Genomic DNA, 22,877 nt, shown 5'->3' on the forward strand with positions numbered 1-22,877 from the left:
AGAATTCCTCCTATTTCAATATATTCGAAAATAAATAAGCATAAACTAATTTTTCTGTATGATAGAGTGAATCGCGGTGTGTTCGTTCGTATGCATGGCTAGCATCAATTCCCGGGCCAATTAAACCATGAACGATGTCATTACCAGAGTTAATCGCCGCACTCGCATCTGATGCATAAAACAGATAAATGTCTACTTTATAATCAATATTATTCTTTTTAGCTAGTTCAACTAAATGTTTACGCAAACCTAAATGATAAGGGCCACTGCCATCTTTAGCACAAATAGATACAGTGTATTCATCAGAAGTTTGACCATCACCAAGCGCTCCCATGTCGACAGCTAAATATTCCACTGTTTCAGCTGGGATATTTGAATTACCACCATAACCAATTTCTTCATTATTAGAGATAAGGAAATGAGTTGTATGTGGAAGCTCTAATTTATTTTCATGGATATGGTTAATGAGTTGTAATAAAATCGCGACACTTGCTTTATCATCCAAATGGCGAGATTTAATATACTCATCATTAATAATTTGGACACGCGGATCAAAGGAAACAAAATCACCAACTTCTATTCCAAGTGCGCGAACTTTGTCAGCATCTAGCGCTTTTACATCTAAACGAACTTCCATATTTTTATCATTACGTTCAGCTGTACCAGCGTCTTTATATACGTGAACGGAGGTTTGATGCATAAGAATTGTTCCGCTATATAAATCGCCTTCACTTGTTTCGATCGTACAATATTCGCCTTCAATCGCATTAAAACGATAGCCACCAATTAAAGTTAATAGTAATCTGCCATCTGCTTTGATTTCTTTTACCATCGCGCCTAACGTATCAACATGTGCCGTTAGCATACGATGTTTGGAGTCATCTTTTCCTGGGAGAGTTACAATTAATCCGCCTTTATTGTTTAATTTATATGGGATGTTAGAAGCTTCTAAATCCCTTACTAGTTTTTCAATGATTTGCCCTGTGTTCCCTGTTGGACTAGGGATAGAAGTTAACTCTTTAATTTTTTGCATCGTTTGTGTTGTATTTGGTTCGTAACTCAAAAATATTCCTCCTTTAGTTCGCTTTATTCTATTATATTATAGCGCTTATCTTCACCTAACGCATTTCTTAAGATTAATTTTTTTCCAAATCAGTCCTTTTATATGCTATAATTCGGTAGACGAAAAGGGAGGGAATTTTTTGGAACAAACAAAAGTAAAAGCCGTTACCATCGCCGTATTTGTCGCAACATTTATGGCAGCTATTGAAGGTACCATCGTGAGTACTGCGATGCCAACGATTGTAAGTCAGTTGGACGGCATAGAGTTAATGAACTGGATTTTTTCTGTTTATTTACTAACATCAGCAGTGACGGTTCCTATTTACGGAAAACTGTCTGATTTGTATGGACGAAAAAATATCTTTGTAATTGCGACAATTATTTTTATCATTGGTTCATCACTTTGTGGATTTGCACAAAATATGGAGCAATTAATTATTTTTCGCGCGATTCAAGGTATTGGAGCAGGCGGGATTTTACCATCTACTATGACGATTATCGCAGACGTATACCCATTTGAAAAACGAGCAAAAGTACTTGGTTTCATGGGTTCTGCTTGGGGTATTGCAGGTGTTTTCGGTCCGCTCGTTGGTGGGTTTTTAGTAGACCAACTTTCTTGGCATTGGATTTTCTTTATTAATGTGCCAATCGGACTTCTAACTATCTTACTTATTTTGCTTTATTTACGTGAAGAGGTCGAACGAGTAAAATTACCAATTGATTATCTTGGTGCCTCACTATTTACCGTAGCACTTTTAGGATTATTATTTGCATTACAGCGAGCTGGAGAGTCCCTCAACTGGACAGAACCGCTCGTAGTCATTCTTTTTGCCATTTCGATATTATTATTTGTTGCTTTTTATTTTGTCGAAAAACGTGCCAAAGATCCGATTATGCCATTTGTTTTATTTAAAAATCCAGTTGTTTTAATTGGAAACTTAATTGGTTTTCTAATTAGTGCCTTTTTAATTGGTATTAATGTTTATATTCCAATGTGGGCTCAAGGAATGCTTGGCCACGGAGCCACAATTGCTGGATTTATGCTTGCACCACTTTCCGTCACGTGGATTATCGGTTCATTTATAGGCGGAAAGCTTTTAATGACACTAGGAAATCGCCATACAGTCGGAATTGGCGTATTAATAACAGCTGCAAGTGGACTTATTTTAGCTTTATTCCCAGCTTCCACAAATGACATCTTCTTCTATTTAAATAGTGCCTTTATGGGATTTGGCTTTGGGATTATTTTTACTACTACAACTGTAACCGTCCAAGATGCTGTGCCGAGATTCCAAACTGGTATTGCTACTGCTTCCAACACACTATTTAGAACTGTTGGTCAAACGATTGGTGTCGCTGTCTTTGGAACTATTTTCAACTCCGTATTAACCACACAATTCCGTGCAGCAGCTGGTAGCGAAGTAAATCGTAGTAATTTAAATCAGCTAATCAGCCCACAAACTTCAGGTAATGTTAATCCAGATCTAGTCGAACCGCTTAGAGATATTTTATATAGCGGACTCCACATGGTTTTCTGGGTAATGTTTGCTTGTTGTATCGTTAGTTATTATATCCATTTCATTTTACCGAAAAAACATATTTCTGGTGAAAATTAAAAAAAGGATTGGCTCCTTTGAGCCAATCCTTTTTTGTTAGATTGTTTTTTTATATTTTAGTACTGCAAAGATATAAGCTACGACTGTAATACCAACACACCAGGCAAGTGCAATCCAGATTTCATTACCAACGGATCCTGAATATAACAATGCTCGAATTGTATTTACAATAGAAGTTACTGGTTGATTTTCCGCAAATACCCGAACCGCAGTTGGCATCGTATCAGTTGGAACGAAAGCAGAACTTATAAAAGGCAAGAAAATCAGTGGGTAAGAAAAAGCACTCGCCCCATCAACCGATTTTGCAGTCAAACCAGGAATAACAGCCACCCAAGTTAAAGCTAACGTGAAAAGTAGCAATATCCCAGCTACAGCAAGCCATTCTAAAATCCCAGCAGATGACCTAAATCCAATTAATAAAGCAACTAGAATAATCAAAACAACTGAAATTGCATTAGAAACTAAAGAAGTTAAAACATGTCCCCATAATACAGAAGAACGACTAATTGGCATAGAATGAAATCGTTGGAACAGCCCTTTTTGCACATCTGTAAATAATCGTACTGCCGTATAAGCTATCCCACTTGCAATTGCCATTAAAATAATCCCTGGTAACAAGTAATCAACATAGTTATCTGTTCCTGTTTGAATCGCTCCACCTAGTACATAGACAAACATCAACATAATCATAATGGGTATAATTGCTACTGTAATAATTGTATCTGGACTACGCAAAATGTGACGCATCGAGCGACCAAATAAGATTCTTGTATCGCGAATCGCTTTCATTTTACTCCCTCCTTACCATTAATAATTGCTAAGAAAATTTCTTCCAGTGATGGTTGTTTCTCGACATATTCAATTTCAGCAGGTGGGAACAATTTTTTTAGCTCCTCTAAAGTACCATTTGCAATAATCGTTCCGCCGTGAAGGATTGCAATTCTATCAGCAAGTTGCTCCGCTTCATCTAAATACTGTGTCGTCAGTAAAATAGTAGTTCCTTCATCAGAAAGAGCTTTAATCGTTTTCCATACCTCAATCCGTCCTTCTGGATCAAGACCTGTCGTCGGTTCATCAAGAAAAATCACATCCGGAGATCCCACTAAACTCATTGCAATATCAAGACGTCTCATCATCCCACCTGAATATGTGTCTGCTCTTCGGTCTGAAGCTTTTTCTAAACCAAAACGGGCTAGTAAATCTTTGGCTGTTTGATCAGGATTTTTTTCTCCTCGTAATTTTGCAATGAGTAAAATATTCTCACGACCAGTTAGTAAACCATCTACTGCAGCAAATTGTCCCGTAAGACTAATATGCTCTCTCACTTTCTCTGGTTCTTTCGTAACATCTAATCCAGCAACACTCGCTTTTCCATTATCTGCTTTCAAAAGTGTAGTTAAAATTTGAATAGTCGTTGTTTTCCCAGCACCGTTAGAGCCAAGTAAAGCAAAAATCTCACCGCGCCTTACTCCAAAATCAACGCCCTTTAAGACTTCGGTTTTTTTGAAAGACTTTCTTAACCCACTAGCTTCAATCATCCATTCGTTCATTTGAACTCACCCTTCCTTCCAATTTCCTATTTTATTTCACTACTTAGTATCACGGGTATTCTGTATCACTTATTACCACTATATAGTAACACTTAGTTGATATGCTGTCAACAAAAAACTTATATTCTTTTTTAAAAATAAATTAACTAAAATTAAGCATAAAAAAAACCGCCCGATAAACGGACGGTTTGTCATTATTTCACTTTATAAATCCAACCTTCTGGAGCTTCTACATCTCCAAATTGAATTCCACATAGTTCATCAAATAGGCGTTTTGTTACTGGCCCTACTTCTGTTTCACTGTAAAATACATGGAAGTCATCTTTTGTTTGAATACCGCCAATTGGTGTGATAACTGCGGCGGTTCCACATGCGCCTGCTTCCTTAAATTCATCTAACTTATCAATAAATACATCGCCTTCTTCTGCTTTTAAACCTAAACGGTGTTCTGCCAAATAAAGTAATGAATACTTCGTGATACTTGGCAAAATAGAAGGAGAATACGGCGTAATAAATTTATCGTCTTTTGTAATACCAAAGAAATTAGCCGAGCCAACTTCTTCAATTTTTGTATGAGTAGCTGGGTCCAAGTAGATACAATCCCCAAAATTACGATCTTTTGCGTTTTGCCCTGGAAGTAAACTTGCTGCATAGTTACCGCCTACTTTTGCTGCACCTGTTCCATTTGGAGCGGCACGGTCAAAGTCAGAAACGATAAAGTTAGTTGGTGCCATTCCGCCTTTGAAATAAGGACCAACTGGTGAACAGAAAACAGAGAAAATATACTCTGGAGCTGCATGAACGCCAATATTATCACCTACGCCAATTACAAATGGTCGTAAATAAAGAGTTGCTCCAGTACCATAAGGTGGAACAAATTCTTCATTTGCACGAACAACTTGCATACAAGCATCAATAAATTTTTCTGTTGGAATATGAGGCATTAATAAACGTTCACAACTTTTTTGAATACGAGCAGCATTACGATCTGGACGAAAAAGGTTAATGGAACCATCCTTACAACGATATGCTTTCAAACCTTCAAAACATTGTTGGCCATAATGAAGTGCAGTAGAACCTTCACTAATATGAAGTGTATTATCTTCCGTCAAAGTACCTTCATCCCACGCTCCGTCTTTCCAATGTGAAATATAACGCTTGTCCGTTTTAATATAACTAAACCCTAAATTACTCCAGTCAATATCTTTACTCATTCAAAATCCCCACTTTCTATCGATAAATCAGAATTATTGTATGTTTCAGTATAGCACAATAAACGCTATTATTGCAGTGAAGTCCTATGAAAAAGAAAATTTTTTCTAATAAATAGGCAAAATGTTCTTTCTTTTAACGTAATTCATGCTAAAATAGAGTAACTTTTCAAAAAACAATCATCTTAGAAGGAAGGATTTCAAGAAAGGAGAGAATGAAAATGACAGCTCATAAAATGTTAGATGAGAAATTTTACAGTAAATTGCTAGGAGAGGAACTCGATTTAATTATTTGCTTACCACCTGATTTTTCGCCACTTTACAAATATCCTTTATTTATTGTACAAGATGGAAAAGATTATTTTCAGTTTGGTAAACTTGCGCGTCACTCGGAAGAATTAGCAGTAAACGAGCAGATTCAAAAAGCCATTTTCATTGGTATTCCTTACAAAACTGTCATGGATCGCCGAGAAAAGTATCATCCAGATGGTGAACAAAATGAAGCATACATCCGGTTCTTAGCATTCGAACTTGTTCCTTATCTTGAAGAACGCTTCCCTTCTTTCCAAATGCCAACGAGTAGATTTCTTATGGGTGACTCCCTTGGTGCATCTGTTTCATTAAAAGCCGCACTACTATTTCCGTTTACGTTCGGTAATGTTATCTTACATTCTCCTTATGTCGACGATGCAATCCTTACATTAGCAGAAAAAGCTGACCCTGCCAAAGTAAAAATCTACCATATTATTGGCGACCAAGAAACTGCAGTTGAAACTACTGGGGATGAAATACTCGATTTTCTATCACCAAACAAATCTTTAGAACAAATTTTAACCTCTCGTGGGTTTGATTATTATTTCCGCGTATTTAACGGCGATCATCGCTGGAAATACTGGCAGCCATTTATTAAAGAATCCTTACAATTTATGCTTCCAGTAAATACGTTTGACTTAGAAAGCATGCGCGCTTAGGAAGGGACGGTAACAACTTGACGGTAAAAAAAGTAACAGATGAACAAGGTAAACAAGCAGCACTAAAAATTCGAAATGACGTTTTCGTTGTCGAACAAAATGTAGATCCTGCATTAGAATGGGATGAATTTGATGAAATGGCTTCGGTGGATATGTTTGTTGATTACGCTGAAGACGGCACAGCGCTCGCGACAGGCAGATTTCGCGTAAAGGATGGTTACGGTAAAGTCGAACGCATTTGCACCCAAAAAATAGCCCGTGGCTCCGGCAGTGGACGTAGAATCATGGAAGCTATTGAACTGGAAGCTAAAACGCGTGGATTAACAACACTAAAATTAGGCGCCCAGTTAACAGCAATCCCCTTTTATGAAAAACTTGGCTATGAAACGTGCTCTGATGTATTCTTAGATGCAGGAATTAAACATAAAGAAATGAAAAAAACATTAACTTATTAATAAAAATAGTTATTTCTTTCTAATAGAAGAAATAACTATTTTTTTATTATCTCTATTTCTCCTGATGCTTTGCCGCAAATAATTATATCTACATAATGAAGAAATAAGCCGTGCTCAAGTACCCCAGGAATGCCCGCTAACTTTTCATGCCAAGCTTCTGGATTAGTAAAGGTCTGATTTATAATATCTAAAATATAATTGCCGTTATTTGTTTCATATATTTCTCCTGACGACTGTTTGCGTAAAGTAGTTTCAACCCCGTCATTTTCTAGCATTCGTTTAATTTGCTTCCATCCAAAAGGAATCACTTCAAGTGGCAAAGGAAATTTTCCAAGCTCTGTCACAAGCTTCTCTTCCCCAACAACCCAAATATTCTTTGAACTAGCTTGAGCAACCATCTTTTCTCGTAAAAGTGCTCCTCCGCCCCCTTTTATTCCTTGAAAAGCTTGATTAATTTCATCAGCGCCATCAATTGTGACATCAATTTTCGTTACATCATTTAAAGATTTTAGCGGAATCCCTAATGTCCGAGCTTGTTGTTCTGTTTCTATAGAAGTAGCCACCCCAGTAATGTTTAAGCCTTTTTGCACCATTTCCCCTAATTTTTCAATCGTATAATAAACGGTACTTCCCGTTCCAAGTCCGACAACCATTCCATCTTCAATCCATTCACACGCTTTTTCACCTGCGATTTTCTTTTGATTAATCATTTATTTTCCTCCCAACTTAGCATTAAAGCATTGCGATATCGATATTTTCATTATACGCCACCTACTTTTAAGTTCAAAGTAAGTTTATTTTTCTAACCTTACAAAAATGTAATTAGACATTTAAAGACAGATGTATTACAGTAAGTAAGTATTAAGAGTTTAATTTTAATATTTGTAACATAACTGAAATAATAAAGAGGTGGATTTATGAATAAAGTAAAACTATTTTTGCATCATCCAGCAACAATTTTTACAATGAAGACTATTTTTTACTTGACTGTTTTGCTTGGGTTGCTATGGTTTTATGGTTTCAAAAACCCTGAAGGCGCCAAATTTATTTACAATGAATTTTAAAAAAAGAAAGGACTGTTAAAAAATGGGAATATCAATTATGACAACGAGTATCATTGAAAGAATTGATGCATGGGCAGAAAAGACACCGGATTTCCCTTGCTATGAATATGCTGGAACACGTCTTTCCTACAAAGAACTTAAACGGCAATCGGATGCATTCGGCTCTTTTCTACTAAATACTTTAAACTCTGACAAAGAAAAACCTATTATCGTGTACGGACACATGTCCCCACTAATGCTTATTGCGTTTTTAGGTACTATTAAATCAGGACGTGCTTATGTTCCTGTAGATGTTTCTATGCCAGTTGAACGTATAGAACAAATCAAAAAAGCAGCAGATCCTGCACTATTCATTTGCACAGAAGAGCTTCCAAGCAACCTTACAATTACAGGTTGTCCCGTTCTAACACAAGACCAATTGATGGATGCTTTGGAAAAACATTTTGAAGAAGTGCCAGACCCTGCTGAATGTGTTAAAAATGATGATAATTATTATATTATATACACATCAGGAAGCACAGGAAATCCAAAAGGCGTTCAAATTAGCCAAAACAATTTAGTTAGTTTTAGCAATTGGATTTTACAAGATTTCTCGTTAAGACAAGGATTGCGCTTCTTAAACCAAGCACCATTTTCCTTTGACTTGTCGGTTATGGACTTATATCCAAGCTTACTTTCAGGTGGAACTCTTGTACCACTAGATAAAACAATCACTGCTAACATGAAAGATTTATATCGCGAAATACCTGCTCAAAATTTTGATGTATGGGTTTCTACTCCATCATTTGCAGACTTATGTTTACTAGATGATAATTTCAACCAAGAAAACAACCCTAATTTAACACGTTTCTTATTCTGTGGTGAAGTACTTGCTAAGAAAACAGCAAGTGAACTACTTGACCGTTTCCCAGATGCAGTCATTTATAACACATACGGGCCGACTGAAGCTACTGTTGCTGTTACACAAGTAAAAGTAACACGCGAGTTGATTGATGCTTATCCGAGCCTACCACTTGGAGTTATTAAACCAGATATGCGACTTCATATTGTCGATCAAGAAACTGGTGAAATACTTCCTGAAGGCGAAAAAGGCGAAATCATCCTAATCGGTGCAAGTGTTTCAAAAGGATATTTAAACGAACCAGAAAAAACAGACCAAGTATTCTTTGATTACAAAGGTTACCAAGCCTACCATACTGGTGACTCTGGTGTTATAAAAGATGGTTATCTCTTCTTCCAAGGTCGTCTTGACTTCCAAATTAAGCTTCATGGTTACAGAATCGAACTTGAAGATATTGAAAACAATCTAAAAAAAGTAAGTTACATCCAAAACTGCGCTATTATTCCTAAAATGAAAGATGAAAAGGTTGATATGTTGGTCGCTCAGGTCATCCCGTCTTCCCACGATTTTGAAAAAGAATACCAGCTAAGTGCAGCAATCAAAAACGAATTAAAAGAATTTATGCCAGCATATATGATCCCAAGAAAATGGATTTATAAAACGGAATTCCCGTTGACAATGAATGGCAAAATTGATCGAAAAGCACTTAACAGCGAGGTTAACAAGTGAGCACACCATACGGTACAATACTTTATTTTGGAGTACTTCTTCTGTTTTTCATTCCTATCATAGTAGCTGGTTTGTTAGGAAAAAGATTACCGATATATAACGCTTTTGTCACATTAGTATTTTTATACTTTTTATTCGCTGCAAATCCAGTCCAAGGAGTTACTTTTATCTTCTTTGTTTTCTGGCAACTTGCACTCGTACGACTTTACTTCCATTACAGGCAGGAGAAAAAACAGAATCATGGCGGCGTATTCGTCATAGCAGTGATTCTCTCCATTCTCCCGCTTGTAATCTCTAAAGTAGTTCCAATTTTAGGAGACCAAGTAACAATGGTTGGTTTCCTAGGGATTTCGTACTTAACTTTTAAAGCGACACAAATGATTATTGAAATACGCGATAACTTAATTAAACAGTACAACGCATGGGATTTTGTTAATTTCTTACTATTTTTCCCAACTATTTCATCAGGACCGATTGACCGGTTCCGTCGCTTTAAAAAAGACGTTGATAATCCGCCTAGTAAAGAAGCTTATGTTGCTTTACTGAATCGAGGAATTTTCCTTATCTTCCTTGGTTTTCTCTATAAATTCATTATCGCATACTTAGTAAACAAACATTTTGTTGTTCCACTAGACATCGCGATTACACACAATGTTGATACAACAACAAGTTTGATTGGTTATATGTACGCATACAGTATGTACCTATTCTTTGACTTTGCTGGCTACAGTGCCTTCGCAGTCGGAGTGAGTTATCTACTCGGCGTTCAAACACCAATGAACTTCAATAAGCCTTTTGCAGCACGAAACATTAAAGAATTCTGGAATCGCTGGCATATGACTCTTTCCTTCTGGTTCCGTGATTATGTATTTATGCGTTTTGTCTTATGGCTTACAAAAAAGAAATGGTTCAAGAGTAAGTTCACCATCGCCTATATCGCATATTTTGTTAACTTTTTCATCATGGGTGTATGGCACGGACTTCACTGGTATTACATCGTTTATGGTCTTTATCAAGCCACTTTAATTGTTGGTTTCGACCTAATCGAACGCTTTAACAAAAAGCACAAGTTCTATCCAAAAAACAAAATAACTTATGTAATCGGCGTTATCATTACATTCCAATTTGTTTGTTTCGGATTCCTGATTTTCTCAGGTATTTTAGATAAAATTAATTTTTAAAACTAACTAAAGGTGGTAATTTAAATGGCTTTTCGTGAAAATGTATTAGAAATCTTAGAAGAAATTACAGAAACTGATGAAGTAGTACAAAATACAAATATCAAATTATTTGATGAAGGTTTACTAGACTCAATGGCAACTGTTCAACTTTTAATTGAAATTGAATCAAGACTAGATATTACTGTACCCGTTTCAGAATTTGACCGCGACGAATGGGCTACTCCTGAAATGATTATTACACAACTTGAGGCGCTAAAATAATGAAAAAAAAGCTGTGGATGACATTTGGGCCTTTACTGGTCGCATTCGCGGTTTTCCTTTTCGTTCTATTTGGACCTAGCAGCTTATTTTCTTATGTGTCTTCGGAGACTGTAGAAAAGAGCGCTACGTCTATGAACGAATACGTCATCCAAGGCTTAGACATCCAGAAAGAAGCTTTAAAAGAAGGAAACTATTTACCAATTTATGGTTCTTCGGAGCTTTCTCGTGTCGACCCATTTCATCCTAGCGTAGTCTCAAAAAAATATGATCAAGGTTATACACCATTCCTATTAGGTCGTCCGGGTACACAATCATTAAGCCATTTTCTTGATGTAAATGCACTTGGTGATGACTTAAGAGGTAAAAAAGTGGCTGTAGTTTTATCTCCACAATGGTTCCAACCTAAAGGCGTTTCTGATCCATCGTTTGGTGCTAACTTCTCCCCTCTTCATGCTTATAAATTTGCACTTGAAGACGCGAAAAACACACCTGAACGCAGATATGCAGCAAAAAGATTATTATCGTTCCAAGTGGTTCAAAGCGACTCTACTTTAAAGAAATTACTTGAAAACATTGTCGCAAAAGGTCCTAAAAAACCTCATGATCCAAAACTTGTAAAACTTGCTGGTAATGTCGAACTGAAAATTTTAGAACGTAAAGACGATTTAGAATCGAAAACAGTTTCAGGTTCCAAACAAGATCGTATAGAAAAAGGTCTAAAAGATCTCCCAGAAAAATTAGATTATAAACAACTAGATGACCTAGCAAAAGAAACTGGTGAGAAAAGTATCGGCGACAATCCTTTCCAAGTGAAAGAAAAATATTATCAGAAAAAAATCAAACCAATTGAAGGTAAGTTAAAAGATAGCCGTAAAGATTTGCGTTACGATGAATCTCCAGAATTTGGTGATTTACAACTTCTAATGGACGCATTTAAAAAAGCTGGCGCTGATGTTATTTTCATCAATCCTCCTATCAACGGTAAATGGATTGACTACATTGGTATGAACAAACAAGGCTTAGATGGTTACTATGCTAAAACAAAACAACAAATCGAGAGTCAAGGCTTCCGTTATTACTCTCTAGAACAATATCAAAATGATTCTTTCTTTTTAGAAGATCCTATTCATTTAAGCTGGCGCGGTTGGGTAAAAATCGACCAAGTCCTTGCTGATTTTGTCAAAGCACCGGTTCAAACAAACTATAAACCAACAGTAGATGATTATTATATTAAAAGTCATCCAGATAATGGACCAAAAAAAATCCAGAAGTAGTATTTAAACTACTCCTGGATTTTTTTCATTGTTAGAATCCAATAATATGATAACCGCTATCCACATGAATTACTTCACCTGTTACGCCTCGTGATAAGTTACTGAATAAGTAATAAGCTGTATCTCCTACTTCTTCTGCTTGTGTTGCACGTTTTAGAGGTGCTCTTTCTTCTACAAGTGAAATCGAGTCCGAGAAGCCGCTAACGCCACGTGCAGAGACTGTTCTAATTGGTCCAGCAGAAATAGCATTCACACGCACTCCGATAGCTCCTAGGTCCATTGCAAGGTATCTCACGCTAGCATCAAGAGAAGCTTTAGCAACACCCATGATATTGTAGTTTTCTACAACACGCTCACCGCCAAGATAAGTTAAAGTAAGCAAGCTAGCATCTTCAGTTAACATATCTAAGTGTTTTAACGCACGCGCCACCGCTGTAAACGAGTAAGCACTGATTTCATGCGCTTGTAAGAAGCTTTTACGATCTACCTCTAGATAGTCACCAGTTAAGTAATCTTTATTAGCAAATGCAATACAATGTGCTAAACCACTAAGTTTGCCTGCTTTATCTTTAATTGTTTCAAATGTCGCTGTAATAGCGTCCTCACTTGTTACATCACATGCTAAAATAAGTGGATTTTGATTTATTTCGTTTAATGAAGGTACTAGTTCAGTAATGCTTTTTTTCGCACGATCATCCGCATATGTAAATACTAGTTTTGCTCCTGCTTCATTTAATGAACGAGCAATCGCCCAAGCAATACTGCGTTTATTAGCTACTCCCATTACAACATATGTTTTTCCCTCTAATGATAAATTCATGTTCTTTCCTCCTAATTTTGATGCGATTTGTTCGCTTCTTCCATTTTACATGACCAAATAACTTTTTAAAACACTTATTACTTCGATTTTTGAATTATCTGCTCCATATCTTCTGGTAAAGGCAAATCAAACGCCATATATTCTTCTGTGACTGGGTGGACTAAATGTAGATGACAAGAGTGAAGTGCTTGTCTTTTAAGTAGCACCTGATCCCCGCCGTACATGTCATCACCAATAAGCGGATGACCGATATAAGAAAAATGCACCCGAATTTGATGTGTTCGCCCTGTCTCAAGCTGGATTGCTAAATGATCAAACCCGTTATAACGCATGAGAACCTCGTAGTTTGTTTTCGCATATTTTCCTTCTGGAGTAACAAAACGCTCCATTATACTTACATCCTTGCGTCCTATTGGCGCTTCAATAGATCCTGCTTCTTCTTCCAGGGTACCTGAAGTGAAAGCTTGGTATCGTCTTTTGAGTAGTCCTTGTTGTAAAAAACTACTGAGCCTGGCGTGTGCGTATCTATTTTTGGCGATTAACATTAATCCTGATGTTTCTCGGTCAAGCCTTGTTACGATATGGATAGCACTTGTAAGCCCTTGATTTTCGTAGTGTCCTTTTACAAAATTTGCTACTGAACCGGTCGGATGATATTGAGATGGAATTGAAGCCATTCCGGCCGGTTTATTAATAATTAATAAAAAGTCATCTTCAAAAACTACTTCTAAATCTGTATGCTCTGCCAATAATCGTTCATTTAGTTGTTCTGTTGGAAAGGTAAGTCGAACTTTATCGTCAGTTTTAACATGATATAAAACATTTTGTTCTTCGTTATTAACTTCAATTTTACCATCCGCGCCAAATTTTACTGCGGTTAATAATTGTTTAGATATGTGCTTGCTTTTCAGAAAAGTTCTAAGCAACAGCCCATCTTCTTCATTTTTTACTTGCCATTCTAAAAACACATGCTTCCTCCTGCTAGCTTAATCTTCTATAAATGAATCGTGTACTCGACGCCAAAATGGAAATGATCTGAATCTCGCAAAATGAACTTTTTTCGCTGATACTTCATAACGAATTTCCTGAACATCACGATGCAAAATACTTAAATGGTCCACAGAAATTTGAAAATCCTTGTCATTTACCGGTTGTAAACTAACTACATGATGCTTCGGAAAAACGAGTGGACTACCGATTGTCCGGTAAACTCGATTATTAATCGACGCCATTTCAGTTAATTGCATTGCTTCAATGGACGGATGCATTAGCGCTCCCCCGAGTGATTTATTATAGGCAGTCGTTCCGCTTGGTGTTGACATACATAAACCATCTCCGCGGAATCGTTCAAAATGGAGATCATTAATAACTACATCCACAACAAAAGGTCCACCTGAACTTTTTACGGTTGACTCATTTAGCGCTAAATACTCAGCTTCTTTTTTGCCAATGCCGTATTTTACTGTAGTTTTAAGCAGTGGATAAGAAACTTTTTGATATTCTCCTTTTGCTAATAACTTAACTAATTTATCTGCTTCAGCTGGGCGCCAATCAGCATAAAAGCCAAGATGACCAGTATGAATTCCGATAAAAGCAATTTCATCTAAGCGCTCTTCATATTGATGAAACGCAGACAAAAAAGTTCCATCTCCGCCAATAGAAATAACGATTTCAGGTTCTATCTCATCATATTCCATGTCATATTCCCCAAAACCAGCGATCATATTCAATCGCAGCAAATCTGACTTCTCGTCCCCTTTTGAAGTAATCATATATTTCATTATTTCTATTCGCCCCTATTCCTACGCTTAATTACTTATTTTTCTTTGGCATTACTTGGTGTACCGCTTTTTTATCCTTTGATACATCTTTGTTTTGAGAAAAATAGACTTGCGCTTCTTGTATTTCTTCACGAATTTGCGACATTTCCTCATCTAATTGAAAAGCCGCCTCGGCAGCGCGTTTTAGTCGCTTATTAATCGCTTCTGGAAATTCGCCTTGGTATTTATAGTTTACCGAATGCTCAATAGTCGCCCAAAAATTCATTGCTAATGTCCTAATTTGGATTTCAGCTAAAATCTTCTTCTCACCTTGAATTGTTTCCACTGGGTATTCAATAACGACGTGATACGAACGGTATCCACTGGGTTTCTTATTTGTAATATAATCGCGCTCTTCCACAATCCGAAAATCATTGCGTTGCCTTAAAAGACGAACGACAACCTCAATATCATCTACAAATTGACACATCATTCGCAGTCCCGCAATATCTTGCATTTCTTCCACTAAATGGTCAAGTGCAATATGTTTTTGATTAGCTTTGTCTAATATGCTCGCAACTGGCTTCACTCGTCCTGTAACAAATTCAATTGGCGAATGATTATTTTCAAGCTCAAATTGTGAACGCATTCCTTTAAGTTTAATTTTAAGTTCTTCTACTGCCTGTTTATAAGGCGCTAAAAAGTCTTCCCAATGATTCAAATCGCTCACCTCAAGTATATTCATGATTAAATTTATGCAACATCAGTTATATTTTAACACAAAAGTGATTAATCCACCTTGCTAAAAGTAACCTTTTTTTCAATCACATGTTAAAATAAAACTGAAGCGCTAACGATACAATGAAAAGGATGATGGAAATGATTCTTACTTTACTTCAAAATGGCGATTACGAAACTGCTCGACTAAAAGCCCTTGCAGAATTAAAAAACGCCCCAGAAAATGCGGAACTAAATTATTTTGCAGCATGGGCACACGATGCGCTCGGTAAAGAAGATGCCGCTATCCCTTTTTATGAGAAAGCACTGGAGCTTGGTCTTCCTGATGCAGATAAAAAAGAAGCGTACATTGGCCTTGGTAGCACCTACCGCATAACAGGTTCTCCCGAAAAAGCCGTCCTTCTTTTCCAAAAAGCGATAGAAGAGTTCCCAGAAAATAATGCTTTACGTACTTTTTTCATCATGGCTAAGTATAATCAAGGTCAGGAAAAAGAAGCCTTACAAGAAGCACTTCTGTTACTAACAAATACAACTAATGACAAAGATATTTTAAGTTACAAAAAAGCGATTCAATTTTATGCACAAGATTTAGATGCGTTATTTCATTAAGAGGAGATGAATTTTCATGGTAAAAGAACTAGAAATAGAATTCCGCAATCTTTTGACAAAAGAGGAATATGATCGACTTATAGAGGATTTTCGAATTAAAGAGGATGATTTTTTTGAACAAACTAATTTTTATTTAGATACGGCAGATTTCGGCTTAAAAGAACGTAACTCTGCTCTTCGAATTCGTCAGTTAGAAACGCAGTACCAATTAACGCTAAAAACTCCTGAGGCTCGCGGTTTAATGGAAACAACTCAAATTTTAGCAGCAGATCAAGCAACAGCCATTACAGACGGAGCAAATATTCCAGTTGGTCCAGTGCGCGATACTTTAAAAGAAATAGGTATTAATCATGAAGATTTACAAGTTTTTGGTTCCCTTAAAACAATTCGGGCCGAAAAAGATTATAAAAAAGGACTACTCGTATTCGACAAAAATTTCTATGGTTCTATTTCAGATTTTGATTTAGAATATGAAGTTTCTGATTACGATAAAGGGAAAGAAATTTTTGATAAACTACTCAAAGAATATCAAATAACGAATCATCCAGCAGAAAATAAAGTAGCTCGTTTTTATAATCACGTCTATAAAAATAATGACTAAATAACGAAAAACGTACTAATTTATAGCGAAATGACACAAATTCTTAAAAAATAACGAATAAATATATTAAGCCAATGACAATTATTTGTTAAATTTACATTACGCTGATAAAATAGATATGTAAGTTACAAAACCAAATTTTGTATCAGCTTTTACTTAGCAGTGAATTATTTCTTTTCACACTGGTACATTGAAATGAATATCTGCTTGAAGGTATTTAGAATTTGAAAATCAGGTGATAGCAAATGATTAACCAAAATTTATATTATCAGTCAGTAGCTAATTCCAAGCCCATCGAAATTTATCTATTTTTTGATCCTGCTTGTGATGACTGTTGGAATATTGAAGCGAACATGCTCCGGTTACAAATGGAGTACGGGAACTATTTTAAATTGCGCTATGTGTTGCATAATAATTTGCAGACATTTGTATGTAAACAAAAACGCGCTGGAAATAGTAACCTAAGCTTAAAAGAACAACAAATAGGGGCGCACCTTTCCTATATTTCTTGTCTTGCAGTCAAAGCTGCCGAACTCCAAGGAAAAAAACAAGGTATTACATTCCTGCGTAAGATTCAAGAAGCCTATTTTCTTGAGAATAAAGACATCGCTAGTGAAGAAGTACTTTATGAGATCGCTATTTCCACCGGTCTAGATCTTACTGAATTCAAAAAAGATTTAGCATCTACTGCTGCTAAGCGTGCCTATATTGGCGACCAAAAAGTAGCACAAGAAATGGAAATACGCGAAAATCCGACAGTAGTTTTCTTCAATAAAAATATAGAAGACGCTGGGTTAAAATTAAGTGGCCTACATCGTTATGAAGTCTACGTACATGTTTTATCCGAGCTTTTAAATGATTTCCCAGAACCAGAAGAACGCCCACAAATGGAAGAATATTTAGCTAAAGTAAAAGTTACTTCTTCTGCTTCCATGGCAGCCTTTTACGGGGTTTCTGAACAACAAATTGACCGCCAAATGAAGAAATGGCGCCTTCAACAAAAAGTAGAATTAATCGATGCTCCAGATGGTAAGCCTCACTGGAAGTATATCGGTAGCTTATAATAAAAAAAGTAGCAGCCTAATCCTCGGCTGCTACTTTTTTTTATTACATATTTTCCAACCGCTCAATTCGCGAACTAATCGGCGGATGGGAATCGAAAAGACCTGGTTTATCTTTTTTAGACTTCAATGGCGACGAAAAGTAAATGGACTCACTAGAAGCGCTAACTTCTTCCATTTTTTTCGTATCACCGCTAATTTTTTGTAATGCTTGGATAAGCCCATCTGGATTCCGAGTTAATTCCACTGCACTCGCATCAGCCAAGTACTCCCTATTTCTAGATAAAGCGAACTGAATCGCCGTAGCTATAATCGGAGCTAAAATAACAAAAATTAGTGCTACTACATAGATAATTATCTGTGCCCCGCCACCATTATTATTGTCACTTTTACGGCTATTTCTTCCACCTGTTAAGCTACCCCAGAAAATCAAACGCATAGCTAAATCACTTAGGATAGCAATAACCGCAACTAAGGCAATCGCAATAGTCGACAAGCGAATATCATAGTTACGAATATGAGAAATCTCATGAGCAATAACGCCCTCTAACTCATATCGTTCTAATTTATTTAACAATCCTCTAGTGACAGCTACGGCGCCTTTTTCAGGAGAAATACCGGTTGCAAATGCATTCGGACTTGGATCTTCTACAATATAAACTTTTGGCATTGGGATACCAGCAACCATCGCCATGCTTTCAACAGTATCCCATAAAACTGGTGCTTGCTCTTTTGAGGTGACTTCTTTCGCATGATTCATCGCCATGACAACCGACGAACTGCTCATAACCATTATCAAAATATAAACCGCACCAATAGCCGCCGCAAGTATGAGTCCATTTAGATAGTTATTCCAAACAATTATACCTATAGCAGCCCCAACCATAAGAACGAAAATAAAAAAGCCAAGAATGATAAAAACAGTTTTTCGCTTATTTGCTGCAATTTGTTCAAATAGCATAATTTTCGCTCTCCTTCATGGCTTAAAACTCTACTTTTGGTGCAACACGCTCTACTTCTGGAATCGAAAGCATATCGCGTTCTTTAAAGTTATGCAGTTTTGCTACGATGTTTGTTGGTACTGATTGTACTTTTGTGTTATAAGTCATTACGGTTGTGTTATAAAGTTGGCGAGAATATGCCACTTTGTTTTCCGTAGTAGTTAGTTCATGTTGTAATTCGATGAAGGAAGTATTTGCTTTTAAGTCTGGATAAGCTTCACCTAATGCAAAAATGGATTTAAGTGCTCCACTTAGCATATTATCTGCTTCGATTTGCCCTTGACGGTTGTCAGCAGGAACTTCCATCATTTTGTTACGAGCTTCAATTACTTGTGTTAGTGTTTCTTTTTCATGTGTTGCATACCCTTTAACTGTTTCAACTAAATTAGGAATCAAGTCAAAGCGACGTTTTAATTGTACGTCAATTTGCGCCCAAGTTTCGTCAACACGGTTACGGTATTTTACAAGGCTGTTGTATAGACCGAAATAAATCAATACTAGAATTACAACAACAGCGATAGCAATAATCCATCCTATCATAATTAATCTCCTCCTTCATATGTACTAATCCCATTATACCTTAATTGGGGAGTACACGACAATCCTACTGCAGCATGAGATTCTATTTTTTCTTTCGCATAAAGTAAAATGGCTTAACAGGTCTATCTACCGGCATTTTTATCGTCATCATCGCATTTGGAGCACGGTCAATTTCTTCCCCGTCTTCATTCCAAAGAACTTCGACAACTTGTTTAAAACCAGTATCTCCCGGTCCATAAAATTCAATTTCTTCCCCGACACCAAAATTATTTCGTTGTTGTAAGGTAGCAATTTTAGTTTCTGCGTCGTATTCAAGTACTTGAGCGGCGAAAGCATATTGAGGTATTTTCCGAGTTTTCCCGAATAATTGCTCGTCCTCGGTTGGCTCTTTATAGAAAAAGCCTGTTGATAACTCGCGTTGTGCAACTTTCCATAATTCTTCTTCCCAGGCTGGATCAAATTCGTAATTCTCAGGGTCCGCGCAGTATGCATCTACCGCACGACGATACACACTTGCTACTGTGGAGACATAATGAATCGATTTCATTCTTCCTTCGATTTTTAAGCTATCTACGCCAGCATCAACCATATCTGGAATATATTTAATCATAGATAAATCTACCGCACTCATCGAAAACGGTTCTTCGTCTGTATCAACTAAATTTTTAGAAACGCCATTATCTATCTCAAATAAGTCATATTTCCAGCGACAACTTTGCGCACAACCGCCTCGATTCGCATCACGGTTCGCCATATGATTGGATAGAGTACAACGACCGGAATAAGAAATACACATCGCACCATGAATAAATGCTTCCATTTCGACATCCGTTTTTTCGCCGATTTCTTGGATTTCTTGCATACTTACTTCTCTGGCAAGCACCACGCGTTCTAATCCTTGTTTTTTCCAAAATTCTAGCGTTTTATAATTGGTTGCAGATGCTTGTGTTGATAAATGGACTGGTAAGCCTGGCGCATCCTGAAAACAAATGCTAATTAGTGCAGGATCAGAAACGATGACTGCATCAATGCCAATATCCCGGAGTGTCCGGAAAAATTCACCAGCACCTTCTGTATCCCCTGCGTGCGCAACCATATTGGCAGCTACATACACTTTTGCATTTCGCTCATGGGCAAAAGCGATACCTTCTTTCATTTCATCAAAACTAAAATTTCCTGCTCGTGACCGAAGCCCAAACGCCTGACCACCAATATATACAGCATCCGCTCCGTAACGAATGGCAATTTTTAATTTTTCTAAGTTACCAGCCGGAGCTAGCACTTCTGGTTTTTTTAATACTTTACTCATTATGCTATTCCCCCTACTTCACATCATCCGGATTTTTCAAATAAAATCCTGCATCTAGTTTTCTTGTTTTAGGTTGTAGTTCCGTTAATTTATTCACAAAATATTCCGCAACAAATTGTCCATTAATAACGGCTTCTTTTGCCTCGACAAATAGAGTGGCAATTTGTACAAAATTATCCGAATCTGCAAGAACCCCGTCCAGTTTCCAAGTTTTCAAGCCTGCTTCATATAAATCAGCTAAGTATGGTACCAGTGAAACATCTTCTGAAGCAAAAATGTGCGTTCCAGATTCGTCCTCATAGATTGGTAATTGGCTCGTTTCATCATTAGGTTCGCGTAAATAAAGTCCACGTTCCTTCGAGGTATCATCTTCCATTTCAACAATTCGTTGGTAGTTAGTAACTAGTTTGCGTTTTGATTGATGGATGCATGTTGGGCCATAAACCAGTACTTCTACTGGAATAGTAAGGCTTTTAGCAATTGCTTTTATTTCGTCTTCAGTAAGTTCTCTTGCAAGTACCGCTCCGACTGCTCCTTGTTTTTCCCAAAATGAGATTTGTTCTGCGCTAGTGACAAATGTTTGGGCATCGTAAATAAAAGGTATCGGTCGAGCCATTTCGCCAAGAAGCATAATCGCTCCTGGGTCGCCGCATGCAACTGCATCTACTTCCATTTCAGCAAGTTGGTCTAAAAATGCTGGTAGCTCTTCCATATGTTCGTTGTGCATTAACGAATTTACAGCTACGGTTACTTTTTTCTTTTCTTGATGCGCTAAATGAACTATTTCACGTAATTCTTCGACAGAAAAGGAATGAGGTAATCTTAAACCAAATTGGCTATTACCTATATATAATCTGTCTACCCCCGCGCGAAGCAATTGTTCAGCTTGACTAATTGAATCTGCTGTCGCTATGATTTCCATGTTTTTCTCCTCATTTCTACTAAAAACGTTACTTGATAAATGTATCACAAGAAGACTTGTTACTCAATAAGAATTTTGGCATAAAAAAAGAGACTAACTAAAGTAGCTAATCTCTAATCTATTTTGTCTTCTTTCGTAATCTTAAATAAGTTTAATAATGGTCGATAAGTGCTTCCTACTAATCCAAGCGTTTCAATTAGCACTTCGATTAAAATTAAAAGTACTCCAATTAATATCATCGAACCCCACAAGGTTGACATCGTGAAAATGAATGCAAATAAGGAAAATAATGCTGCAATCGCGTAAATTAATATCACTGTTTGTCGATGCGTAAAACCTAACCGGAGTAAACAATGATGCAAGTGCGATTTATCTGCCATAGCAATAGGTTGTTTCGTAACCATACGGCGCACAATAGCAAAAACTGTATCAGAAATTGGTACTCCTAAAATTAAAATCGGTACAATTAAAGAGATAAAAGTGACGTTCTTGAAGCCCATAATAGAAAGTACCGCAATAATGAAACCTAAGAAAAGCGCTCCTGTATCACCCATAAATATTTTAGCAGGATTGAAATTATATGGTAAGAAGCCAAGAGTCCCAGCAATTAAAACGCTAGCAATCATAATAACAAGCGCATCCCCCATAATAAATGCCATTCCTAAAATTGTCAGTAAAGCAATAGTGGAAACACCCGCTGCCAGTCCGTCAAGCCCATCAATGAGATTAATCGCATTCGTAATTGCTACAATCCAAATAATCGTGAGCGGAATACTCAAAATGCCAAAATGAATTTCTCCACCAAAAGGTAAGTTTATAAAATCAATACTAATATCGCCCCAAAATACTATGATAAAAGCAGCGGTAATTTGACCAATTAATTTATATCTTGCCTTAAATTCCATAATATCATCTAACAGGCCAGTTATGACCATTACAAATGCAGCAATCAATAAAGCCCATAAGAATTCGTTTTCAATTGGAAGTAAAAATAAACCAATGGCAAAACTAATAAAAATCGCTAAGCCACCTAAACTAGGAATCGGCTTCACATTAATGCGTCGCTGATCGGGTTTATCAGTAATATCAAAATAAAGAGCTATCTTTCGAATTAGCGGTGTAAGTAACACGGACGCACCAAAACATATAAAAATTATCATCCAGCTCATGGTTAGTCCTCCCCGCAAATTTTTTACTCATCTCATTATACTTTTTTATTATCAAAAAGACAACGAAAATCATTATCCGAACATTTTCAATAAAAAAAGCTTGAAGCGCACGGAGCATGCTTCAAGCTTTCT

At 36.8% G+C, this 22,877-nt stretch carries 25 protein-coding genes; 11 read left to right on the forward strand and 14 right to left on the reverse strand.

Annotated elements, in window-relative coordinates; all coding sequences use genetic code 11:
- Positions 1-10 precede the first annotated feature (10 nt).
- Positions 11-1,063: a M42 family metallopeptidase gene (locus tag AC4PG8_RS03365; RefSeq protein WP_492170023.1), complete on the reverse strand. Its 1,053-nt coding sequence runs from the start codon at positions 1,061-1,063 to the stop codon at positions 11-13.
- Positions 1,064-1,202: 139 nt separating this feature from the next.
- Here AC4PG8_RS03365 and AC4PG8_RS03370 point away from each other — a divergent pair, with 139 nt between their 5' ends.
- The gene (locus AC4PG8_RS03370) at positions 1,203-2,678 is read left to right on the forward strand and encodes an LM6179_1298 family efflux MFS transporter (RefSeq protein ID WP_492170024.1); all 1,476 of its coding nucleotides are present in this window, start codon (positions 1,203-1,205) and stop codon (positions 2,676-2,678) included.
- A 36-nt stretch (positions 2,679-2,714) separates the two neighbouring features.
- Here AC4PG8_RS03370 and AC4PG8_RS03375 read toward each other — a convergent pair whose 3' ends face one another.
- The 3 genes from AC4PG8_RS03375 to AC4PG8_RS03385 form a co-directional block, all read right to left on the reverse strand.
- A complete protein-coding gene (locus AC4PG8_RS03375) occupies positions 2,715-3,467 on the reverse strand; it encodes an ABC transporter permease (RefSeq protein ID WP_003761478.1) in 753 nt (250 codons plus the stop codon).
- Positions 3,464-4,228, reverse strand: coding sequence for an ABC transporter ATP-binding protein (locus AC4PG8_RS03380; RefSeq protein WP_045553428.1), 765 nt, complete (start codon positions 4,226-4,228; stop codon positions 3,464-3,466). The genes AC4PG8_RS03375 and AC4PG8_RS03380 overlap by 4 nt, the downstream gene beginning before the upstream one ends.
- Positions 4,229-4,422: 194 nt before the next feature.
- On the reverse strand, positions 4,423-5,442 hold the full coding sequence (locus AC4PG8_RS03385; RefSeq protein ID WP_003761476.1) for a branched-chain amino acid aminotransferase: 1,020 nt from the start codon (positions 5,440-5,442) through the stop codon (positions 4,423-4,425).
- A gap of 218 nt (positions 5,443-5,660) precedes the next feature.
- On the opposite strand from AC4PG8_RS03385, the gene AC4PG8_RS03390 reads away from it, so the two are divergent.
- Together AC4PG8_RS03390 and AC4PG8_RS03395 are read left to right on the forward strand one after the other, a co-directional pair.
- Entirely contained in the window at positions 5,661-6,410 is a 750-nt protein-coding gene (locus AC4PG8_RS03390; RefSeq protein WP_003761475.1) for an alpha/beta hydrolase, read from the forward strand.
- 17 nt (positions 6,411-6,427) lie between these two features.
- Positions 6,428-6,865: a GNAT family N-acetyltransferase gene (locus AC4PG8_RS03395; protein WP_185311109.1), complete on the forward strand. Its 438-nt coding sequence runs from the start codon at positions 6,428-6,430 to the stop codon at positions 6,863-6,865.
- A 35-nt stretch (positions 6,866-6,900) separates the two neighbouring features.
- Here AC4PG8_RS03395 and rpiA read toward each other — a convergent pair whose 3' ends face one another.
- Positions 6,901-7,575, reverse strand: a complete 675-nt coding sequence (gene rpiA / locus AC4PG8_RS03400) for a ribose 5-phosphate isomerase A (protein WP_003771215.1) — start codon at positions 7,573-7,575, stop codon at positions 6,901-6,903.
- Positions 7,576-7,782: 207 nt separating this feature from the next.
- On the opposite strand from rpiA, the gene AC4PG8_RS03405 reads away from it, so the two are divergent.
- The 5 genes from AC4PG8_RS03405 to dltD are packed head-to-tail and all read left to right on the forward strand — an operon-like array spanning position 7,783 to position 12,215.
- Positions 7,783-7,929, forward strand: a complete 147-nt coding sequence (locus tag AC4PG8_RS03405; protein ID WP_003761469.1) for a teichoic acid D-Ala incorporation-associated protein DltX — start codon at positions 7,783-7,785, stop codon at positions 7,927-7,929.
- Positions 7,930-7,966: 37 nt separating this feature from the next.
- A complete protein-coding gene (gene dltA, locus AC4PG8_RS03410) occupies positions 7,967-9,499 on the forward strand; it encodes a D-alanine--poly(phosphoribitol) ligase subunit DltA (RefSeq protein WP_010990699.1) in 1,533 nt (510 codons plus the stop codon).
- Positions 9,496-10,680, forward strand: coding sequence for a D-alanyl-lipoteichoic acid biosynthesis protein DltB (gene dltB, locus AC4PG8_RS03415; RefSeq protein WP_003771212.1), 1,185 nt, complete (start codon positions 9,496-9,498; stop codon positions 10,678-10,680). The genes dltA and dltB overlap by 4 nt, the downstream gene beginning before the upstream one ends.
- A 24-nt stretch (positions 10,681-10,704) precedes the next feature.
- Positions 10,705-10,941: a D-alanine--poly(phosphoribitol) ligase subunit DltC gene (dltC, locus tag AC4PG8_RS03420; RefSeq protein ID WP_003761466.1), complete on the forward strand. Its 237-nt coding sequence runs from the start codon at positions 10,705-10,707 to the stop codon at positions 10,939-10,941.
- Entirely contained in the window at positions 10,941-12,215 is a 1,275-nt protein-coding gene (gene dltD / locus AC4PG8_RS03425) for a D-alanyl-lipoteichoic acid biosynthesis protein DltD (protein WP_045553431.1), read from the forward strand. Before dltC ends, dltD begins: the two co-directional genes overlap by 1 nt.
- Positions 12,216-12,246: 31 nt before the next feature.
- On the opposite strand, the gene fabI is transcribed toward dltD, so the two are convergent.
- From fabI to yjbM, 4 genes are all read right to left on the reverse strand, one after another.
- The gene (fabI, locus tag AC4PG8_RS03430) at positions 12,247-13,035 is read right to left on the reverse strand and encodes an enoyl-ACP reductase FabI (RefSeq protein ID WP_185501345.1); all 789 of its coding nucleotides are present in this window, start codon (positions 13,033-13,035) and stop codon (positions 12,247-12,249) included.
- Between the two features lie 77 nt (positions 13,036-13,112).
- Positions 13,113-14,003: an RluA family pseudouridine synthase gene (locus AC4PG8_RS03435; RefSeq protein WP_492170025.1), complete on the reverse strand. Its 891-nt coding sequence runs from the start codon at positions 14,001-14,003 to the stop codon at positions 13,113-13,115.
- 18 nt (positions 14,004-14,021) lie between these two features.
- Entirely contained in the window at positions 14,022-14,816 is a 795-nt protein-coding gene (locus AC4PG8_RS03440) for an NAD kinase (RefSeq protein WP_003766243.1), read from the reverse strand.
- A gap of 31 nt (positions 14,817-14,847) precedes the next feature.
- The gene (gene yjbM, locus AC4PG8_RS03445; protein WP_003722788.1) at positions 14,848-15,516 is read right to left on the reverse strand and encodes a GTP diphosphokinase; all 669 of its coding nucleotides are present in this window, start codon (positions 15,514-15,516) and stop codon (positions 14,848-14,850) included.
- Between the two features lie 158 nt (positions 15,517-15,674).
- On the opposite strand from yjbM, the gene AC4PG8_RS03450 reads away from it, so the two are divergent.
- The 3 genes from AC4PG8_RS03450 to yjbH all read left to right on the forward strand — a co-directional run bounded on the left by AC4PG8_RS03450 (position 15,675) and on the right by yjbH (position 17,807).
- Positions 15,675-16,142 (forward strand): tetratricopeptide repeat protein, encoded by a 468-nt coding sequence (locus tag AC4PG8_RS03450; RefSeq protein ID WP_185484294.1) that lies wholly within the window; start codon positions 15,675-15,677, stop codon positions 16,140-16,142.
- 16 nt (positions 16,143-16,158) lie between these two features.
- Positions 16,159-16,743 carry a CYTH domain-containing protein gene (locus AC4PG8_RS03455; protein WP_112119729.1) on the forward strand — a complete coding sequence of 195 codons (585 nt, stop codon included), beginning with the start codon at positions 16,159-16,161 and terminating at the stop codon, positions 16,741-16,743.
- Positions 16,744-16,988: 245 nt separating this feature from the next.
- Entirely contained in the window at positions 16,989-17,807 is an 819-nt protein-coding gene (gene yjbH, locus AC4PG8_RS03460) for a protease adaptor protein YjbH (RefSeq protein WP_010990696.1), read from the forward strand.
- A 43-nt stretch (positions 17,808-17,850) separates the two neighbouring features.
- Here yjbH and htpX read toward each other — a convergent pair whose 3' ends face one another.
- The 5 genes from htpX to AC4PG8_RS03485 form a co-directional block, all read right to left on the reverse strand.
- On the reverse strand, positions 17,851-18,765 hold the full coding sequence (htpX, locus tag AC4PG8_RS03465) for a zinc metalloprotease HtpX (protein WP_003761442.1): 915 nt from the start codon (positions 18,763-18,765) through the stop codon (positions 17,851-17,853).
- A gap of 22 nt (positions 18,766-18,787) precedes the next feature.
- Positions 18,788-19,345 (reverse strand): LemA family protein, encoded by a 558-nt coding sequence (locus AC4PG8_RS03470; protein ID WP_003766234.1) that lies wholly within the window; start codon positions 19,343-19,345, stop codon positions 18,788-18,790.
- Between the two features lie 82 nt (positions 19,346-19,427).
- Entirely contained in the window at positions 19,428-20,654 is a 1,227-nt protein-coding gene (locus tag AC4PG8_RS03475; RefSeq protein ID WP_003771203.1) for a peptidase U32 family protein, read from the reverse strand.
- A gap of 13 nt (positions 20,655-20,667) precedes the next feature.
- Positions 20,668-21,576: a peptidase U32 family protein gene (locus AC4PG8_RS03480; RefSeq protein ID WP_492170026.1), complete on the reverse strand. Its 909-nt coding sequence runs from the start codon at positions 21,574-21,576 to the stop codon at positions 20,668-20,670.
- Between the two features lie 113 nt (positions 21,577-21,689).
- Entirely contained in the window at positions 21,690-22,745 is a 1,056-nt protein-coding gene (locus tag AC4PG8_RS03485; protein ID WP_003761435.1) for a glycosyltransferase family 4 protein, read from the reverse strand.
- Positions 22,746-22,877 lie beyond the last annotated feature (132 nt).

The organism is Listeria sp. MAN/IMW/UF555 (assembly GCF_058684075.1).

Coding starts and splice junctions, on each gene's coding strand:
- AC4PG8_RS03450 (WP_185484294.1), top strand. CDS start 15,675: ATGATTCTTACTTTACTTCAAAATGGCGATTACGAAACTGCTCGACTA.
- AC4PG8_RS03480 (WP_492170026.1), bottom strand. CDS start 21,576: ATGGAAATCATAGCGACAGCAGATTCAATTAGTCAAGCTGAACAATTG.
- AC4PG8_RS03485 (WP_003761435.1), bottom strand. CDS start 22,745: ATGAGCTGGATGATAATTTTTATATGTTTTGGTGCGTCCGTGTTACTT.
- AC4PG8_RS03470 (WP_003766234.1), bottom strand. CDS start 19,345: ATGATAGGATGGATTATTGCTATCGCTGTTGTTGTAATTCTAGTATTG.
- AC4PG8_RS03405 (WP_003761469.1), top strand. CDS start 7,783: ATGAATAAAGTAAAACTATTTTTGCATCATCCAGCAACAATTTTTACA.
- dltA (WP_010990699.1), top strand. CDS start 7,967: ATGACAACGAGTATCATTGAAAGAATTGATGCATGGGCAGAAAAGACA.
- AC4PG8_RS03440 (WP_003766243.1), bottom strand. CDS start 14,816: ATGAAATATATGATTACTTCAAAAGGGGACGAGAAGTCAGATTTGCTG.
- dltD (WP_045553431.1), top strand. CDS start 10,941: ATGAAAAAAAAGCTGTGGATGACATTTGGGCCTTTACTGGTCGCATTC.
- fabI (WP_185501345.1), bottom strand. CDS start 13,035: ATGAATTTATCATTAGAGGGAAAAACATATGTTGTAATGGGAGTAGCT.
- AC4PG8_RS03390 (WP_003761475.1), top strand. CDS start 5,661: ATGACAGCTCATAAAATGTTAGATGAGAAATTTTACAGTAAATTGCTA.
- yjbH (WP_010990696.1), top strand. CDS start 16,989: ATGATTAACCAAAATTTATATTATCAGTCAGTAGCTAATTCCAAGCCC.
- AC4PG8_RS03475 (WP_003771203.1), bottom strand. CDS start 20,654: ATGAGTAAAGTATTAAAAAAACCAGAAGTGCTAGCTCCGGCTGGTAAC.
- AC4PG8_RS03385 (WP_003761476.1), bottom strand. CDS start 5,442: ATGAGTAAAGATATTGACTGGAGTAATTTAGGGTTTAGTTATATTAAA.
- htpX (WP_003761442.1), bottom strand. CDS start 18,765: ATGCTATTTGAACAAATTGCAGCAAATAAGCGAAAAACTGTTTTTATC.
- rpiA (WP_003771215.1), bottom strand. CDS start 7,575: ATGATTAATCAAAAGAAAATCGCAGGTGAAAAAGCGTGTGAATGGATT.
- AC4PG8_RS03455 (WP_112119729.1), top strand. CDS start 16,159: ATGGTAAAAGAACTAGAAATAGAATTCCGCAATCTTTTGACAAAAGAG.
- dltC (WP_003761466.1), top strand. CDS start 10,705: ATGGCTTTTCGTGAAAATGTATTAGAAATCTTAGAAGAAATTACAGAA.
- AC4PG8_RS03380 (WP_045553428.1), bottom strand. CDS start 4,228: ATGAACGAATGGATGATTGAAGCTAGTGGGTTAAGAAAGTCTTTCAAA.
- AC4PG8_RS03375 (WP_003761478.1), bottom strand. CDS start 3,467: ATGAAAGCGATTCGCGATACAAGAATCTTATTTGGTCGCTCGATGCGT.